This window comes from Planomicrobium sp. YIM 101495, from assembly GCF_009707665.1.
Taxonomy (GTDB): Bacteria; Bacillota; Bacilli; order Bacillales_A; family Planococcaceae; genus Planococcus.
Genome location: NZ_WLZW01000002.1, coordinates 100,479 through 115,796 on the forward strand (window position 1 = coordinate 100,479; position 15,318 = coordinate 115,796).

Consider the following 15,318-nt stretch of genomic DNA (forward strand, 5'->3'; position numbering starts at 1 on the left):
TTGACTGTAACAGCAATGACAGCAAAACAAGTAGCACGAAAAGTGATTGATAACGAACCTTTATTCATCCTGGACGTGCGAAACGGAGATGCTTTCGCCGATTGGAAAATCGAGGGCGGTAATATCCAATATTTGAACACACCTTATTTTGATTTGTTGGACGGAGTCGGGGAAATGGTTTCAGACCTTCCGAAAGACAGAGACATCCTCGTCGTTTGTGCGAAAGAAGGATCGTCTGTGATGGTGGCGGAAATGCTTTCTGAAGAAGGGATCGATGCAGCCTATCTTGAAGGTGGCATGAAAGCGTGGAGTGAACACCTGGAACCAGTGAAAGTCGGCGATTTGAAGGGTGGCGGGGAATTGTACCAATTCGTCCGCATCGGCAAAGGCTGCCTGTCTTATATGGCAATCTCTGACGGCGAAGCCGCCATAATCGATGCCACGCGCATGACCGATATCTTCCTGGATTTCGCGCAGGAAAAAGGTGCAAAGATCAAGCACGTATTCGATACGCACTTGCACGCAGACCACATTTCCGGTGGACGCAGCATCGCGGAAGCAACTGGGGCAACATACTACCTGCCGCCGGCTGACGCTGAAGACGTGGTATTCGACTATGCGGAATTGGTGAATGGACTGGAAGTGGCTATCGGCGACGCAAAAATTGAAATTGAAGCATTATACTCACCAGGCCACACAATCGGTTCAACCTCATTCATCGTTGAGGATCAATACTTGATGACAGGCGACATTCTGTTCATCGATTCCATCGGACGCCCGGACCTTGCCGGCCTTGCGGAAGACTGGGTAGGCGACCTGCGTGAATCGCTTTACAGCCGCTATGCGGAACTCGCTGAAGAAGTGATCGTCTTGCCGGCTCACTTCATGATCATGGAGGAGTTGAATAAAGACGGAAGCGTCGCGAAAAAACTGGGTGACCTGTTCAAAGAAAACCACGGTTTGAATATCGAAAACGAGCAGGAGTTCCGCGACATGGTAACGAAAAACCTGCCGCCGCAGCCGAATGCTTATCAAGATATCCGCAAAACGAATATGGGCAAAATCACACCGGACGAAGAAGTCCAGCGTGAAATGGAAATCGGGCCAAACCGTTGTGCGGTACGGTAATAAAGCTTTTATTAAACACAAACCCAAAAGGAGAGATTTTGATGACCGCAGATAAAGTATTAGATGCAAAAGGCCTGGCTTGTCCAATGCCGATCGTGAAAACAAGAAAAGAAATGAAAGACCTGGAAACCGGCCAAATCCTCGAGATTCTTGCTACAGACAAAGGCGCGAAAGCCGACATGACAGCCTGGGCGAAATCAGGCGGCCACGAATTGTTGGATACACAAGAAGAAGACGGCGTCCTTAAATTCTGGATCAAGAAAGGCTAAGAGTTGGTAAAGGGTATCGCGATGATGCCCTTTTCACTTTTGGAAGAGGTGACAAAGGATGAGTTTTGAGTTTATTATCGTCATTTTCCTGATCGGCTTCATCGGTTCCTTCATCTCCGGTATGGTCGGAATCGGCGGCTCAATCATCAAATATCCAATGCTGCTGTATATTCCAGTCATGCTCGGTTATACAGCGTTCAGCGCACACGAGGTCTCCGGCATCAGCGCCATCCAGGTGTTTTTCGCCACCATCGCGGGCGTCTGGGCATACCGGGGCAGCGGTTATTTGAATAAAACATTGATCGCCTATATGGGCGGCGCCATCCTGGTCGGCAGTTTCATCGGCGGTTATGGCTCGACGCTTTTGTCAGAAGGCGCCATCAATTTCGTCTATGCCATTCTGGCGACGATTGCCGTTGTCATGATGTTCCTGCCGAAACGAGGAGTGGATGACATTCCTTTAGACCAGGTGACATTTAATAAATGGCTGGCAGCCGCATTGGCATTCATTGTCGGAATTGCCGCCGGCATCGTTGGAGCGGCGGGTGCTTTCATCCTCGTGCCGATCATGCTGGTCGTCCTGAAGATCCCGACGCGGATGACGATCGCCACGTCGCTTGCCATCACGTTCATTTCGTCCATTGGGTCGACTTTCGGTAAGATTGTAACAGATCAGATTTTGTATGGTCCCGCGGCAGTCATGATTGTGGCAAGCATCATCGCAGCACCGCTTGGGGCGAAAATTGGCCAGAAGATGAACACGAAATACCTCCAATGGATCCTGGCATTGCTGATTCTCGGCACAGCCATTAAAATTTGGATGGATATTCTGTAAAAATGAAAGCTGAAAAACCGTGAAGAAAATTGCTTCACGGTTTTTTGCATTCAGATTTTCCGGTTCAGCATGCGCAGTCCGTTCAGGATAACGAGAATGGTGCTGCCTTCATGGCCGACAACGCCGATCGGGATCGTGATCGACTGCATGAAGTTCAGGATCAGCAGCACGATGATGACGCTGACTGAAAAGAAGATGTTCTGTTTGATGATGCGCTGCATTTTCCGCGCCAGCCGGATGGAGTAGGAGATGCGTGAAAGGTCGTTCTTCATCAGGATGACGTCCGCCGTTTCGAGCGCGACATCGGTGCCTTCGCCCATCGCGATGCCGGTGGTGGCAATGGCAAGGGCGGGTGCGTCGTTGATCCCGTCACCGATCATGGCCACATACTCATATTCATCAATCAGCTTTTTCAGTTCTTCCACTTTATCGCCGGGCATGCAGCTGCCGATGTAAGCGTCCATGCCGCTTTCTTCGGCAATGGCTTTGGCGGTTTTCTTGTTGTCGCCCGTCAGCATGATGCAGTAGATGCCGGATTTCTGCAATTTCTCAATCGTTTCTTTCGCATCATCCCGTACGGTATCCTTTAACGATATGGCGGCAGCGATTCCTTTGCTGTCGCGGACGAAGGTCACGGTTTTCCCTTCATTGGCCCAAGTATTCAAGACGCCGCCCTGAAACTCTTCCGCATCGTCAAGGTTGACGAAATCGGGCTTTCCGATGCGGATTTCTTCACCGTCGATGACTGACTTCAGTCCGTTGCCGGGGACGTCGGTGATCTGCAGATTACGTAAAGGCTCGATGCCTTTTGAATTGATGAATTCGGCAATCGCCTTGGCGAGCGGATGATTCGACTGCATCTCGATGCCAGCGATGATGGCCATCATGCGGTCAGCGTCGATGCCTTCGCGCATGGAAAAGTCGGTCACTTCCGGACGACCGCGGGTGATGGTGCCGGTTTTATCGAAAGCGATGGCCCGAATTTCTCCGAGGTTCTGAAGGTGGACGCCGCCTTTGAAGATGATGCCGCTCTTTGCGCCGTTCGAAATCGCGGCGAGTGTCGCAGGCATGATCGATGCGACCAGTGCACAAGGGGAAGCCACTACCAGGAATAAAATCGCGCGGTAAATCGTCGTCTCCCAATCCCAGCCCACAAGATAATGCGGAACGAACAGCAGCAATACAAAAACGATCAGTGCGATATTTACATAACGACCTTCAAAACGTTCGACGAATTGCTGGGAAGGCGGCTTTTCACTATGTGCCGACTGCACAAGGTCGATGATTTTCTGGACCAGCGAATCTGAATTCGGCTTGGTCATCTCCATTGTGATGGCGCCGCTCATATTGACGGTCGATGAGAATAACTCGTCATTAATGTCTTTAGACACCGGCACCGATTCCCCGCTGATGGCGGATTCATCAACTACCGTATGGCCGATCAGCAAACGCCCATCCGCAGGAATGCGTTCGCCTGGCTTGACGACGAGTTGATCGCCGGGCTTCAGGGAAGACACGGACACGCGGGTCGTATCGCCATCTTTCAACAGCCATGCTTCTTCCGGCTGGATCTGCATCAATGCGGAAACTTCTTTACGGCTTTTATTCATGGTATACGTTTCAAGCGCGCCGCTGAGCGAGAAGATGAAAATCAGGATGGCGGCTTCCGTCCAGTAGCCGATAAGGGATGCGCCGATTGCGGCGAGCACCATCAATAATTCGACATTCGGTTTCCGGTGTTCGATCGTTTTGCGGATGCCATATACCGCCTTGGCATAACCGCCGATCACAAAAGCGGCCAGGTAAGTGACGACCGACCATACTTCGATGGACCGGACTTCGAGAATATAGGCGATGACGATCAGTATTCCCGATAGACTTGCAGCAATCAGTTCGATATGCGTTCTCCAGTTCTTCATGCACTCATCTCCCTATGTATTTTATTGTTGATTAAAAATAATACTAAATAGTTTATTCAACTAAATTTGCACAATTTGAGTTGTAACGCCGAAATTTATTCATCCCTTCATAAACATATAAACCTGTAGAAGATTAGGCTTCTGCGGGCCGATTGTGTAGGTCATTCCGCTGCGATAAGGAATGACCGTAACTTATTTTTTGATTGGAAGGAGCGCTGTCAAGGCGAATCATGAAGCTCAAGAAAATAATCCCTTATTTCTTCCGGCAGCTCTTTTACTTTCAGCACATGCAACTTTTCAGTTCCCGGTGAAGTCATGATGACAAAGCTCCTGTCGTTGTATTGGAGCAGAGTGAACTGGCTCACTGTTTCAGCGGAAGTCTCCAGGTCATTGATGTAATTGAAATCCTCTTCGCTGAAATTCTCTTCATAGCCGTCCAGCATCAACTTTTGCGCATCTTCGAAATCATCCGCGAACGAAATGTCCTGTTACAATTCCAGCGAGTTTCTTGGGGTCTGAAAGATATCATAATAGATGAATCCACCAACCACTATGGCAACGAGCAGTATAAGTGAAATCCGTTCTCTTCGGGGACGTTTCTCGGAATCTTTCATTGTTGACCGCACCTCTCTGGTGGTTATTTTTTCATTGCTTCAGTAACCTTCATTATAGCTTCAAATATTTAAGGATGGTTGGCTTTTCAAAAATAAAGGGGGCGTCAAAATGTGGATTGTATTCGGGCTGATCGCCATCGCAGCCACTTGTTTCAACCTGTACCAGTTTGCAACGGGCAAAGACTATAAATTGGCCATGGCACTGGGCCTGTCATTCACCGCGCTGACAGTCGTCGCAGACTACAGCATGGTAAGCGATTGGGTGAAGGCGGAAGATTGGTCTGCGCTGATGGATGTAGTGCCCACAATGGCTGCGGCATTATGGGTACTGACGATTGCATCGATCCTATTGAATATCACGCCGATATTGTTGGAGCGGAGAAATAAATAAAAGGGCCGTTCTTTAGGGGGCAGTTTTGTTCTGAAATAACACAAGAAGCACTTGATACGATGCTGTGAAAGGAAAGAGAGTATGACTATCCGAAAAATGGTCCACAAGGATTTGGATATCATGACGAAATGGCTGAACACGGAAGAAGTGCTCGAATTCTTCGGCGACCCGGCCGCCCCGCCGAGCGCTGCACAAGTGCGCGCGAAATATGGCCCGCGGATTGACGGAGCCGTTGCAGTGGAGCCCTACATCGTGGAAGCGGAGGGCCGGCCGTTCGCGTTCATGCAATGTTACCGGCTGACGGAAGAAGACTACGCACGTTATGGTTATTCGAGCGATGAACTGATTTACGGAATGGACCAGTTCATCGGGGAGCCTGACGTCTTGAACCGGGGGTACGGCACCCGGATGGTCAAGGCGTTTGCGGAACTCATCTTTACGGAGAAGCGGGCGGATGCCATCGTCATGGATCCGGAAGTGCGGAATCTCCGTGCGATCCGCTGTTATGAAAAATGCGGTTTCCGCAAGCTGAAGGAAATCGACGAGGGAACGAAGTGGCTGATGGAGCTGCGGAGGGAAAAATTTAGCGGAAAGGAGGCAGCACCTCGGAGTTAAGAATTTATGTGGAAAATGATTTGGTTCAATGCATCGAAACATTCATGGAAGTGTTCAATGCTGAGCCGTGGAACGACCAATGGACGTTTGAGAAGGCAGGGAAGTATTTAACGGCCTTCTCCGAAACACCAGGATTTACGGGGATTTTAGCATGGGAGAACGAGGAAGTGATCGGTTTCGTCTTCGGCGTACAGCGAACATGGTGGAGCGGCGATGAATTCTATATCCATGAAATGTGCGTGGATTCACGTCATCAAAACACAGGAATCGGCAAAGCGCTGCTGGATTTCCTGGCGGAGTCACTCGGAGAGGAGATAGACAATATCGCACTCCTGACAGAAAGAGGCATTCCGGCAGAAGCATTTTATAAGAGAAATGGGTTCGAAGAAATTGAACGGCTCGTCTTCCTCAGTAAAAACATCGAATGGGGAAAGTAATGTGGAGGATCGCTGCAGCGCGCCATGGTTTATATGAAGGAGCATAAGGAAGTTCTGAGTAGATTACAAATACAAAGTAACAGGATTTTTATAAAAATAAAGGTGTGTAAAAATGAAAAAAGAAGACAAAGACTTTGCAGAACGCGCGTTGAAGCGATTGCTTGTTGGAAGCCAGCTCGATGGTCTTCAATTCGGTGTTGGTCCAGGGGGATTGGGCATCTCTTTTACTCATTACTCAATGAAGGAGCCCGATACTTTGTGGTTGACGATTGAAGTGAGAGAAATCGCTGTTGCTTCAACGCTTGAACAATTAAATTTGCTGACAAGAGAAGACATGAACGAACTGGATGATGAAGATTCGCTCCAATTATTGCTGAGCAGCCGGAGAGAAAAGGTGAAGGATGTGTGGCTCGGGGATGAGTCGCCACATCTGTCTATTTCATTTGATTCTGGAAAGTTCTTGTATGTAAATGGGTTTGATGAACACTATGAATGCTGGCAGGTTGGAGATCAACCAGGTTTTGGAGGCGGGGAATGGTTAATTGTTGCCGCTCCAGGAAACAAAATTGCTACTTGGAGTCTAGAAGAATGCGTGTGAGGTTGTAGGAAAAGAGGAAAAGTTTGTATAGAAAAAAAGATGACGATTATCTAAATAGTTTGAGATAATCTGTAAAAGAAAAATACCTACTATTCGATGTATAGTTTAGAAAGCACGAACGAGGGGGACAGCAGCTGATAAAAGACAGGCAGATGACAGCTAGAGCGGCTATATACGGCACGGCAAACGGCTTATTTTTCATGGCGATCTTCGGTACATTGTGGGCTTACACAGGCATCATAGGATTGCGCAAAGAGCGGCAGGCACACAAACGGCTCTACTCATTGCTGCCGTTTTATTGGGCGCGGCTTTGTGCACAGCGGGCTTTCTGTTGCTGTGCTTGGCAAAGAAGTTTTCTTCATCGAATGCTGGTACGAAGCTAGGCGAAAATCAGCGCATCAGATTCAACCATATTTTCGCAGCTGAAGGAGTTGCAATCGCAATTGTCATCTTGTCTGCAACGCGACGCAAAACACGCAACTTATTTCGATTATCGTTGCGTTGATTGTCGGTGTGCACTTCTTTCCGTTGGCATCCCTTTTCGGCGTACGTATTTACCATCTGACGGGTGGGCTGATTTGTGCCCTTGCGCTCGTCACCTGGATTTTTATTCCGGTGCGTATTTCTATTGATAGATATGAAGCGAATGCATACATGACGGTCGTCGGTTTGGGATCTGCACAGGAATTGTACAAAATGCAGAAGCACATTAATGCGTATGAAAATAAGTGAGAAGATGCTGATTCAACAGCGTCTTCTCTTTTTCAAAAAGGATCCTTAGAGAAGTTTCTCCAAGGATCTCTAAAAGTTAAAACATGGCGGCCGATGTTTGATTTTCTGCATTACTGTTCAACATAGCGATGAAATATTCAGTAATCCGGTGGTCGCTGGTCAATTCCGGATGGAACGAACAGCCGAGAAACGGGCCGCTTCTGGCCATGACGATCTTCCCTTCATGTTCGCATAATATCTCTACACCCGGACCCGTGCTGACAATATGCGGCGCCCGGATAAAGACTGCTTCAAATGGACCGTCCAAGCCTTTAATGGATAAAGGTGCTTCAAAACTGTCGGCTTGGCGGCCGAACGAATTGCGCTCCACGATGACATCCATAACACCCAGATGAGATTCGTCATAGCCAACGACCTTGCCGGCTAGCAAAATCAATCCTGCGCAAGTGCCGAACATCGGCTTGCCGGAAGCCGCAAATTCGTGTAACGGCTCCATCAAACTATAGCGGTCAATCAAGCGGCGCATCGTCGTACTTTCTCCGCCTGGCAAAATCAAAGCATCCAAGCCTTCTAAATCCCTCGGCCATTTCACCAGTACAGCTTCTGCCCCGCATGTTTCAATTGACTGGACATGTTCTCGTACAGCCCCTTGCAAAGCCAGTACTCCGACTCTTTTCACCTTACCAGCCCCGTTCCTGCATGCGGTCTCCAGATGCAATCGTGGAAATTTCAAGCCCTTTCATGGCAGTCCCAAGATCTTTCGACAGTTCAGCGATTAATTTGTAATCCTGATAATGGGTCGTTGCTTCTACAATCGCACGGGCGAAGCGTTCCGGGTTTTCCGATTTGAAAATACCAGATCCCACAAATACACCGTCCGCTCCGAGTTCCATCATCAATGCCGCATCCGCTGGCGTTGCTATGCCGCCCGCTGCAAAGTTGACGACCGGCAAACGGCCCAGGCGCTTTACTTCTTTCAGGAATTCATACGATGCGCCTAAATTGCGTGCTTCTGTCATCAATTCATCGTCGCTGAGCGTAACGACTTTGCGCACTTCCGCATTAACTTGGCGCAGATGGCGGACCGCTTCGACGATATTGCCGGTTCCCGGTTCTCCTTTTGTCCGCAGCATCGAAGCCCCTTCACCGATGCGGCGTGCTGCTTCCCCTAAATTTCGGCATCCGCAGACAAATGGTACGGTATATGTATCTTTCAACAAGTGAAATTCTTCGTCTGCCGGTGTCAGCACTTCACTTTCATCAATGTAATCAACGCCCATCGCTTCTAGTACACGCGCTTCCACAATATGGCCAATGCGCGCTTTGGCCATTACCGGGATCGAAACAGCATTCATCACTTCTTCCGTGATGAGCGGGTCTGCCATACGCGCTACACCGCCATCTCTCCGAATATCCGAAGGCACACGCTCAAGTGCCATAACGGCCGTTGCGCCAGCAGCTTCCGCAATACGGGCTTGTTCCGCATTGACCACATCCATAATAACGCCGCCTTTTTGCATTTCTGCCATACCTCTTTTGACACGATTCGTTCCTCGTTGGTTCATCTTATGACCTCCTTGAGTGTTAATAACTTGAGTATAAAGAAAATTGACCATAAAGAAATATCCAGTTTTGATGATTTTATAAAGGTCAGATTAAAGGGTAGAAAAATAGATTTACAGAAAAGTAAGTAGTGACAAGCCTTCTCTATAAATCCGGAAAAATTATTCAACATGGAAATAAATCATTTATTTCTGTCGTTTATGGCTATTTATGAACAGGCGAATAGAGCGCAATATATTTTAACTGCAGTGAGCGGAACGGATTTCAGCGGCTATCCTGGTTGCAGAGAAACTTCAATAAAATTGCCGCATGTGATGCTGTATTTAGCCATGAACCTCAATCTGTAGTTCGTACTCTGCTTTTGTGCAGGATCAAAAAGCAGACTTGAGAACTTTTGAACAGGTTTGGACTACTTGATCCCATCCAGTAGTACCTCTTACAAATAGGTGAAAAGTGCAGAAGAACATCAAGAGAGGTTAGCGAGATACCCAAATGATTATTGTCATATACCAGAAGGAATATTAAGTAAGTAATAAGTAAGAGAGAATATGCAAAGCAGCCATCGAGTTTACATATCCTTGATGGCTGCTTAATACGGAGGGAGAGAAGAGGCTGATTCAAGCCCAACTCCTCTCCCTGCAGTATGAAATTTTTTGCGAATGAATACGTAGGAACTCGCGTATATGGTTTGTTTTCACAGCAGGTACTTGCGGATTATCGGTAGTAGGCGATACCCAAACAGACCGCTAAGAACAGCGAGGAGGATGTCTTTTGGCAGAGGAACCATCATCCAAGCCCAGACCATGCCGTAAGTGAGGCCTTCGGGTGCAGCAAACCATAATTTATAGGCCATATACATCCAGTTTGTGCCGTAGAGGTAATTAATTGCTGTTCCGATAAGTGCTGCGAGAATGAACCCTTTTTTTGAGGGGATTTTTGAAGCAATCCACCCAGCCGCGTAAGCAGTAAAGACAAATGAGATGATAAAGCCGAATGTCGGCGAAATTATAGCATCCATCCCGCCTGAAAATCTGGCGAAGACTGGAGCGCCGGCAAGTCCGATGAAGCCATAAACAATCATCGAAGCAGCGCCGAGCCGTTTGCCGAGTAGAAGGCCGGCTGTGATCGCAAAGAATGTCTGTAACGTAATCGGTACGCCACCAATGATGAGGAATGAGGAAATATTGGCGCCGATTGCCATGAGGGCTGAGAACATGGCGATATGAACAAGTATTAATGTTCGTGAATGATTGCTGGATCTTGTCGCTGAAGTTGTCATGTATGAACCTCCACTTACTTGTGCTTAAGAATGAGGATGAAAATCTATCGTTTTTTAGTAAACTTACTTCAAGAAAAACTAAATCTAAAATCTTGGAAGCACGGTCATCGTTAATAAGTTCTTTACGGATATAACGACTTCTATGATTTCACTAAATGTTTTTGTTTTTCGGCAAGCTCTATTTCAAATCCAAGATCTTCTAACATTAAATAATCTTTATTCTGTTCTTGCCCGTCGGTTGTCAAGTAGTCGCCAACGAAAATACTGTTAGCTGCATACAGACCCAAAGGTTGAAGAGACCGAAGATTGACTTCCCTGCCCCCTGAAATCCGAATTTCTTTTGATGGATTCATAAAACGGAAAAGCGAAAGAACAATTAAGCAATAGCGGGGGTTCAGTTCATTTGTCCCTTCCAATTTGGTACCGTCAATTGCATGAAGAAAATTTATTGGGATGGAATCTGCATCCAGGTGGCGAAGCGCACGCGCAATGTCGATTACGTCTTGTGTTGTTTCTTTCATACCGATAATTGCACCTGCACATGGGGAGATTCCGTGTTTTTTTACTGTCTCTATAGTATTTATCCGATCTTTATATGTATGTGTAGTCGTAATGTAATCGTGGTGGCGTTCAGAGGTATTCAAATTGTGATTGTAGCGGTCAACACCCGCAGCCTTTAACTGTTCAGCGTATTCATCTTTTAAAAGCCCCAAACATCCACATACTTTTAATCCATACTTTTCTTTGATTTCTTCGACGGCTTCCACAACAACTTTCACATCTTTACGGGTTGGTCCACGACCACTGGCAACAATGCAGAATGTGCCAATTTTGTTTTCGAATGCAATTTTGGCTCCTGCCATGATTTCTTCTTTTGATATAAAGGGATATTTTTCAATAGGCGCTGTTGATCTTGAAGACTGTGAACAGTAGCCACAGTCCTCCGGACAAAAGCCGCTTTTTGCATTAATGATCATATTGAGTTTTACTTTTTTGCCGTAATAATGCTTCCGGATTTTAAATGCAGCATGGAGTAAAGGAAGAAGTTCATCCTCATCAATTGTTAAAATCCTCAAAGCTTCTTCGTTAGTCAGTTCTTTTCCATCAATAACTTCCTGTGCTAGTGCTTGCCAATTCATTGCGTACGCCCCTTTTCTTTGAGTATCTACAGATAAAAAATAACTTCATAAAAATGAGTTAACCAATTTACTTTTTTATGTTAACACAAATTAATTTAGATTAATATATCGAAAACATGAAAGTTTTAAAATTCGCTGTTTGTAGAATTTAGCTAGATAACTGAATTGTGTATTTTCCAAAGTGAATTAAACAAGCACTGCCCTTTCAATTCGAAAGGGCAGTGCTTGAATGATTTCTTTTTCTATAATTACTTCTTCACATGTTCCTCTTCCCATACTTGGTTCAAGACTTGGCTGAAAGCTTCCACCGGCTGCGCGCCGGAAACTGCGTATTTGTTATCGATCACGAAGAACGGCACGCCTTGTACGCCAACTGCACGCGCCTCGGAAATATCCTGCTCCACTTTTTCAGTGTTCTCCCGCTTTTCGATAAGTTGACGGACTTCGGCGCCGTCAAGGCCTACTTCTTCCGCCAGACGGACGATGGTATCCGTGTCGCTCAACACTTCGCCTTCCGTGAAATGGGCGACGTAAGCGCGCTGGAAGAATTCATTTCCTTTGCCCCGCTCTTTTGCATATTGGAAAACACGATGAGCGTCAAAGGTATTTGCCAATTTTGCGATGTCGTAGTTGATCTCGACGCCTGAGCGGCTTGCAGACTCTGTCACTTGTTTCAACATAGCCTCGGCTTGGCCAAGCGGCATCCCTTTCATGTCCGAGAAAGTCTCTGCGTATTCCTTGCCGGGCACGTATTCGCCGTCCGGCATCAATTGGAAGCTTTTATATTCAATTTCGACGTCATTTGCGTGCTCAAATGTCTCCAAAGCTCCGTTCAGATGGGCTTCTCCGATAAAACAGAACGGGCATACAAAGTCCGACCAGATGGTGATTTTCATTTTTCGTCCTCCTCTTTTTGGTTGATGGGGCCGCAGAATCCGGTTTCGACATCGCAGACAAGCCCAGTGGATCCGCCGAAATCGACTAATTGGATGCCGCTGAGGCTCTGCAGTTTATTGTCTGAGTCAGCCGGCTTTTCTGACGTTGGATTGTTCAGTATCTCTTTCTCCATTGCATATTCCTCCTCGTATGATCTGCTTACTATTGATGCTATCGAAAAATGCGGTGATATTCTAATAATTGGATCGGGTGTTGCTTAGGAGGAATATATTTATTTTTAAAAGGGAAAATTTTCAAGAGATTATGGTACACTCTGTTTAATCTGAATATTCTTTCGTAAAAAATGATTGTGGAAGCTGGAAGATGAACAAACTATTGTCTTCAAAGTGGCGGCTAAGTGTGTATGCTTTTTTGGCAAGTTTTGGGGCGATAATCGGCGGGTTGTTGGTGAATCAAAGTATCTATGTCGTACTGGGCTGTTTGACATCTCTTGTCGTATTGGTACTGATCAATATTGGGCTAGTGCTGTATCAGAATATGAGGAAAGAAAAGTCGGCGGGTGGGAAATCGGCCTGAAGGGATCCGAAAGGAAGAAGAGAAATGTCCCGGAACATCGAATTTCCATATTTATACAATCCTAAGGGAGACTTGGGCAACCGGCAGTTTGAGTGTGGGGAGCAGTCGATTCGAATTCGTTTGTTCTTATCTACTCAGCGATCCACTGGAGGATTTGCTCTGTGCCGTGTATCAGGTGATTCCTGGGCTGGCACCATTTCCAAGGCGGAAAATTGCATTCGTGATGCTTGATGAACCGACAGAGTACGATGGGAATTGGAGATGGTTGATGAAAGCGACCTGTTGATTACCATTTGTGAGGAACATGCCGATTCAGAGGCAAGGTCGGTATTTAAGGAGGAGTGCCCACTTGCTGAATTCCTGGCAGCCATCGCTCGCTGCATCAGCACCAATCCGGCACTCCAGTCCAATGAACGCATCGATCAGTTGTATGAGCAATTGCTTCCAGTTAAATGAAGGGGAGGGACTTAAACTCCCTCTATACTGCCCGGCGTTTACGCTTGTTGTAATAGATGAAAATCAGCAAGGGCACCAACACGACAAACACAATAGCCAGCATGGGAATCAGGAAAATCGCGATCGGCACGAGCGTCGCAGTCGTATCTTCTGCGACGGCGACCGCCGGGCTGAGAACGGCGGTTTCACTTATGCTCTTAACGGCGGTCACAGCAGTGTGCGACATTGTGGCGACCCCTCCGCCGCCGATGATGGCGATGCTCCACTCCAATAACGGACTCATATCCCCGATGAACGAAGCCGTCAGCAGAATGCCGGCAATCGCCGCAAGCGGTGTCGCCAGCGCTTTCATGACAGAACCGACAGCGGGAATGTAATTGACGGCAATCTCGAACAGCGTAGCCGCTCCGAAAGCGACCAGTGCAGGCGTACTGCCAATCCAGCTGAAGCCTTCCGTCAGGGTGATCCAGTCGATCCGCTCAAAAATGCCGGTGATGAGAAGCGGCGTGAATATCCGGAACCCCACTGTGGCGCTCAAAGCAAGACCAATGCATATTGCCAAAATCGTCTCCATTGCAAATTCCACTCCTTATTATCGAGTTTTCCATCATTATACACTAACCGGAACAAGGTTTTGCGATGGCTGATGTGCAAACTTTCCTAGCCAAGAAGCGTCTATAGGAACGGGGGAAGTCTTTTGAAGAAAAAACACAGATGGCTGTTGCTTGTGGTGATGGGACTGGCGATATGGTTCACCTACAGCAAATACGCCTATCCTTTTGAATTCAAGAATGGGGAATTTTACGCCGGTCCGGTGTACTCGCTCGACGGAGAATATGCCGCGAAAGCGTATTACAGAGCGTATGGCGGCGCTGCGGGCGGGGTGGATATATGGGTGGAAGTCGCGCCTGAAGCTGAGCCAGGCGAAACAAAGACGGTCTATTACGCTCCCGGGAACAGCCATTTCTCGATGGAATGGCTGGATGAAAGGAATTTGCGGATCGTCAACAACACTTTGGGATCCCCTGAGTCGGACAGAACCGTGGAATTGCAGGTAGGCGAGGAAATTTACGACGAGAGCGGTGCAGCATGTGACAGCCTCCTATTGAAGAGAGCGTACCGGACTTGCTACGAGCGGGAGACTTATTCGTTCGATCCGGAATGACAGGTGCCGGCAAATAAGAAAGCGATCGAACTGGGCAAATTCCACTCAGTTCAATCGCTTGTACATGATTTCCTCCGCTTTTTCATTTCCTCCGCCATTTGCGCAGCGTCCGGCGAACCTTCATGCTGCAATTGCGCAATGATGTTTCCGTAATCCGCTTCGTTTCGGTTCTGGCTCATTTTGTAGGCTGCCTGGATTTCTGTCACTTCGATTTTGAATCCGACAATCCCTTTCAGTTCTTTTTGAAGGGTTGAAGGGGCGAGGGTTTCCCACAATACTGGATGGTCGCGGTGCTTTTCGTAAGTCTGCAGGAGCCGTGCGAGATCCTGTTTCAGTTCTTCTTCGTCCAAAACGGTTGCCTTGCCGTAAAGGTGGACGGCCTGGTAATTCCACGTCGGGACGTTTTCCTGCTCGTACCACGAAGACGAGATATAGGCGTGCGGACCTTGGAACATGACGAGCACTTCGTCGGCATCTTCGAACGTGCGCCACTGGGGATTGCCGTAAGCCATATGGCCAGTCACCCAGTATTGTTCTTCCTCCTGCACGAACTGGAGGGGCAGATGCGTCGCGATCGGCCGGCCTTTTCGGGTCGTGACGAGCGTGCCGAAAGAATGATGCTGGACGAATTCGCGGATTTCGTCCGGATCGGTGACTTTGTAAAATTTCGGAATGTACATAACAAGACTCCTTTCAGATTCAAGT

At 47.6% G+C, this 15,318-nt stretch carries 23 protein-coding genes and 1 pseudogene; 14 read left to right on the top strand and 10 right to left on the bottom strand.

The window, feature by feature from the left end; genetic code table 11:
• From GIW82_RS09795 to GIW82_RS09805, 3 genes are read left to right on the top strand one after another with little or no spacing between them, the layout of a single operon-like run.
• Entirely contained in the window at positions 1-1,128 is a 1,128-nt protein-coding gene (locus tag GIW82_RS09795) for an MBL fold metallo-hydrolase (protein ID WP_154749775.1), read from the top strand.
• 41 nt (positions 1,129-1,169) lie between these two features.
• Positions 1,170-1,397, top strand: a complete 228-nt coding sequence (locus tag GIW82_RS09800; RefSeq protein ID WP_154749776.1) for a sulfurtransferase TusA family protein — start codon at positions 1,170-1,172, stop codon at positions 1,395-1,397.
• Between the two features lie 58 nt (positions 1,398-1,455).
• Positions 1,456-2,232 carry a sulfite exporter TauE/SafE family protein gene (locus GIW82_RS09805; RefSeq protein ID WP_154749777.1) on the top strand — a complete coding sequence of 259 codons (777 nt, stop codon included), beginning with the start codon at positions 1,456-1,458 and terminating at the stop codon, positions 2,230-2,232.
• Positions 2,233-2,282: 50 nt separating this feature from the next.
• Here the strand turns inward: GIW82_RS09805 and GIW82_RS09810 are convergent, their stop codons facing one another.
• Positions 2,283-4,151: a heavy metal translocating P-type ATPase gene (locus GIW82_RS09810; RefSeq protein ID WP_154749778.1), complete on the bottom strand. Its 1,869-nt coding sequence runs from the start codon at positions 4,149-4,151 to the stop codon at positions 2,283-2,285.
• 218 nt (positions 4,152-4,369) lie between these two features.
• Positions 4,370-4,594 (bottom strand): hypothetical protein, encoded by a 225-nt coding sequence (locus GIW82_RS09815; protein WP_154749779.1) that lies wholly within the window; start codon positions 4,592-4,594, stop codon positions 4,370-4,372.
• Between the two features lie 280 nt (positions 4,595-4,874).
• On the opposite strand from GIW82_RS09815, the gene GIW82_RS09820 reads away from it, so the two are divergent.
• The 6 genes from GIW82_RS09820 to GIW82_RS14740 all read left to right on the top strand — a co-directional run bounded on the left by GIW82_RS09820 (position 4,875) and on the right by GIW82_RS14740 (position 7,538).
• Positions 4,875-5,156, top strand: coding sequence for a hypothetical protein (locus GIW82_RS09820; protein ID WP_154749780.1), 282 nt, complete (start codon positions 4,875-4,877; stop codon positions 5,154-5,156).
• Between the two features lie 81 nt (positions 5,157-5,237).
• On the top strand, positions 5,238-5,771 hold the full coding sequence (locus GIW82_RS09825) for a GNAT family N-acetyltransferase (protein ID WP_154749781.1): 534 nt from the start codon (positions 5,238-5,240) through the stop codon (positions 5,769-5,771).
• Between the two features lie 8 nt (positions 5,772-5,779).
• On the top strand, positions 5,780-6,208 hold the full coding sequence (locus tag GIW82_RS09830) for a GNAT family N-acetyltransferase (RefSeq protein WP_370456193.1): 429 nt from the start codon (positions 5,780-5,782) through the stop codon (positions 6,206-6,208).
• A gap of 112 nt (positions 6,209-6,320) precedes the next feature.
• The gene (locus tag GIW82_RS09835; protein WP_154749782.1) at positions 6,321-6,806 is read left to right on the top strand and encodes a hypothetical protein; all 486 of its coding nucleotides are present in this window, start codon (positions 6,321-6,323) and stop codon (positions 6,804-6,806) included.
• Positions 6,807-7,146: 340 nt separating this feature from the next.
• Positions 7,147-7,311, top strand: coding sequence for a hypothetical protein (locus tag GIW82_RS14735; RefSeq protein WP_195914019.1), 165 nt, complete (start codon positions 7,147-7,149; stop codon positions 7,309-7,311).
• A complete protein-coding gene (locus GIW82_RS14740; RefSeq protein ID WP_195914020.1) occupies positions 7,308-7,538 on the top strand; it encodes a hypothetical protein in 231 nt (76 codons plus the stop codon). Before GIW82_RS14735 ends, GIW82_RS14740 begins: the two co-directional genes overlap by 4 nt.
• A 76-nt stretch (positions 7,539-7,614) precedes the next feature.
• Here GIW82_RS14740 and pdxT read toward each other — a convergent pair whose 3' ends face one another.
• Positions 7,615-8,217 (bottom strand): pyridoxal 5'-phosphate synthase glutaminase subunit PdxT, encoded by a 603-nt coding sequence (pdxT, locus tag GIW82_RS09840; protein WP_370456194.1) that lies wholly within the window; start codon positions 8,215-8,217, stop codon positions 7,615-7,617.
• Between the two features lies 1 nt (position 8,218).
• Positions 8,219-9,103 carry a pyridoxal 5'-phosphate synthase lyase subunit PdxS gene (gene pdxS / locus GIW82_RS09845; protein WP_154749783.1) on the bottom strand — a complete coding sequence of 295 codons (885 nt, stop codon included), beginning with the start codon at positions 9,101-9,103 and terminating at the stop codon, positions 8,219-8,221.
• Positions 9,104-9,271: 168 nt separating this feature from the next.
• Here pdxS and GIW82_RS09850 point away from each other — a divergent pair, with 168 nt between their 5' ends.
• Complete coding sequence (locus GIW82_RS09850) at positions 9,272-9,448, top strand: 7-cyano-7-deazaguanine synthase (RefSeq protein WP_154749784.1); 177 nt, start codon at positions 9,272-9,274, stop codon at positions 9,446-9,448.
• A 79-nt stretch (positions 9,449-9,527) separates the two neighbouring features.
• Positions 9,528-9,634: pseudogene (locus GIW82_RS14900) on the top strand (peptide-methionine (S)-S-oxide reductase); the annotation flags it as partial.
• Between the two features lie 161 nt (positions 9,635-9,795).
• Here GIW82_RS14900 and GIW82_RS09860 read toward each other — a convergent pair.
• The 4 genes from GIW82_RS09860 to GIW82_RS09875 all read right to left on the bottom strand — a co-directional run bounded on the left by GIW82_RS09860 (position 9,796) and on the right by GIW82_RS09875 (position 12,588).
• Positions 9,796-10,380 carry a biotin transporter BioY gene (locus GIW82_RS09860; protein ID WP_154749785.1) on the bottom strand — a complete coding sequence of 195 codons (585 nt, stop codon included), beginning with the start codon at positions 10,378-10,380 and terminating at the stop codon, positions 9,796-9,798.
• Between the two features lie 140 nt (positions 10,381-10,520).
• Complete coding sequence (gene bioB / locus GIW82_RS09865; protein WP_154749786.1) at positions 10,521-11,519, bottom strand: biotin synthase BioB; 999 nt, start codon at positions 11,517-11,519, stop codon at positions 10,521-10,523.
• A gap of 248 nt (positions 11,520-11,767) precedes the next feature.
• Positions 11,768-12,415 (bottom strand): DsbA family oxidoreductase, encoded by a 648-nt coding sequence (locus GIW82_RS09870; protein WP_154749787.1) that lies wholly within the window; start codon positions 12,413-12,415, stop codon positions 11,768-11,770.
• Positions 12,412-12,588, bottom strand: coding sequence for a hypothetical protein (locus GIW82_RS09875; protein WP_154749788.1), 177 nt, complete (start codon positions 12,586-12,588; stop codon positions 12,412-12,414). Before GIW82_RS09875 ends, GIW82_RS09870 begins: the two co-directional genes overlap by 4 nt.
• Positions 12,589-12,779: 191 nt before the next feature.
• Between GIW82_RS09875 and GIW82_RS14745 the strand changes: the two genes are divergently transcribed.
• Entirely contained in the window at positions 12,780-12,992 is a 213-nt protein-coding gene (locus GIW82_RS14745; protein ID WP_195914022.1) for a hypothetical protein, read from the top strand.
• A gap of 255 nt (positions 12,993-13,247) precedes the next feature.
• Positions 13,248-13,448 (top strand): hypothetical protein, encoded by a 201-nt coding sequence (locus GIW82_RS09880; RefSeq protein WP_195914023.1) that lies wholly within the window; start codon positions 13,248-13,250, stop codon positions 13,446-13,448.
• Positions 13,449-13,470: 22 nt separating this feature from the next.
• On the opposite strand, the gene GIW82_RS09885 is transcribed toward GIW82_RS09880, so the two are convergent.
• Positions 13,471-14,034 carry a DUF4126 domain-containing protein gene (locus GIW82_RS09885; RefSeq protein ID WP_370456195.1) on the bottom strand — a complete coding sequence of 188 codons (564 nt, stop codon included), beginning with the start codon at positions 14,032-14,034 and terminating at the stop codon, positions 13,471-13,473.
• Positions 14,035-14,145: 111 nt separating this feature from the next.
• On the opposite strand from GIW82_RS09885, the gene GIW82_RS09890 reads away from it, so the two are divergent.
• The gene (locus tag GIW82_RS09890; RefSeq protein ID WP_154749790.1) at positions 14,146-14,613 is read left to right on the top strand and encodes a DUF5412 family protein; all 468 of its coding nucleotides are present in this window, start codon (positions 14,146-14,148) and stop codon (positions 14,611-14,613) included.
• A 50-nt stretch (positions 14,614-14,663) separates the two neighbouring features.
• On the opposite strand, the gene GIW82_RS09895 is transcribed toward GIW82_RS09890, so the two are convergent.
• Positions 14,664-15,293, bottom strand: coding sequence for an FMN-binding negative transcriptional regulator (locus GIW82_RS09895; protein WP_154749791.1), 630 nt, complete (start codon positions 15,291-15,293; stop codon positions 14,664-14,666).
• Positions 15,294-15,318 lie beyond the last annotated feature (25 nt).

What these genes read in the sequence shown, in the direction of transcription:
- GIW82_RS09810 (WP_154749778.1), bottom strand. Translation starts at nt 4,151, where the DNA reads ATGAAGAACTGGAGAACGCATATCGAACTGATTGCTGCAAGTCTATCG.
- GIW82_RS09870 (WP_154749787.1), bottom strand. Translation starts at nt 12,415, where the DNA reads ATGAAAATCACCATCTGGTCGGACTTTGTATGCCCGTTCTGTTTTATC.
- GIW82_RS14745 (WP_195914022.1), top strand. Translation starts at nt 12,780, where the DNA reads ATGAACAAACTATTGTCTTCAAAGTGGCGGCTAAGTGTGTATGCTTTT.
- GIW82_RS09825 (WP_154749781.1), top strand. Translation starts at nt 5,238, where the DNA reads ATGACTATCCGAAAAATGGTCCACAAGGATTTGGATATCATGACGAAA.
- GIW82_RS09860 (WP_154749785.1), bottom strand. Translation starts at nt 10,380, where the DNA reads ATGACAACTTCAGCGACAAGATCCAGCAATCATTCACGAACATTAATA.
- GIW82_RS09815 (WP_154749779.1), bottom strand. Translation starts at nt 4,594, where the DNA reads ATGCTGGACGGCTATGAAGAGAATTTCAGCGAAGAGGATTTCAATTAC.
- GIW82_RS09895 (WP_154749791.1), bottom strand. Translation starts at nt 15,293, where the DNA reads ATGTACATTCCGAAATTTTACAAAGTCACCGATCCGGACGAAATCCGC.
- bioB (WP_154749786.1), bottom strand. Translation starts at nt 11,519, where the DNA reads ATGAATTGGCAAGCACTAGCACAGGAAGTTATTGATGGAAAAGAACTG.
- pdxS (WP_154749783.1), bottom strand. Translation starts at nt 9,103, where the DNA reads ATGAACCAACGAGGAACGAATCGTGTCAAAAGAGGTATGGCAGAAATG.
- GIW82_RS09820 (WP_154749780.1), top strand. Translation starts at nt 4,875, where the DNA reads ATGTGGATTGTATTCGGGCTGATCGCCATCGCAGCCACTTGTTTCAAC.
- GIW82_RS09875 (WP_154749788.1), bottom strand. Translation starts at nt 12,588, where the DNA reads ATGGAGAAAGAGATACTGAACAATCCAACGTCAGAAAAGCCGGCTGAC.
- GIW82_RS09805 (WP_154749777.1), top strand. Translation starts at nt 1,456, where the DNA reads ATGAGTTTTGAGTTTATTATCGTCATTTTCCTGATCGGCTTCATCGGT.
- GIW82_RS09800 (WP_154749776.1), top strand. Translation starts at nt 1,170, where the DNA reads ATGACCGCAGATAAAGTATTAGATGCAAAAGGCCTGGCTTGTCCAATG.
- GIW82_RS09850 (WP_154749784.1), top strand. Translation starts at nt 9,272, where the DNA reads ATGGAAATAAATCATTTATTTCTGTCGTTTATGGCTATTTATGAACAG.
- GIW82_RS09835 (WP_154749782.1), top strand. Translation starts at nt 6,321, where the DNA reads ATGAAAAAAGAAGACAAAGACTTTGCAGAACGCGCGTTGAAGCGATTG.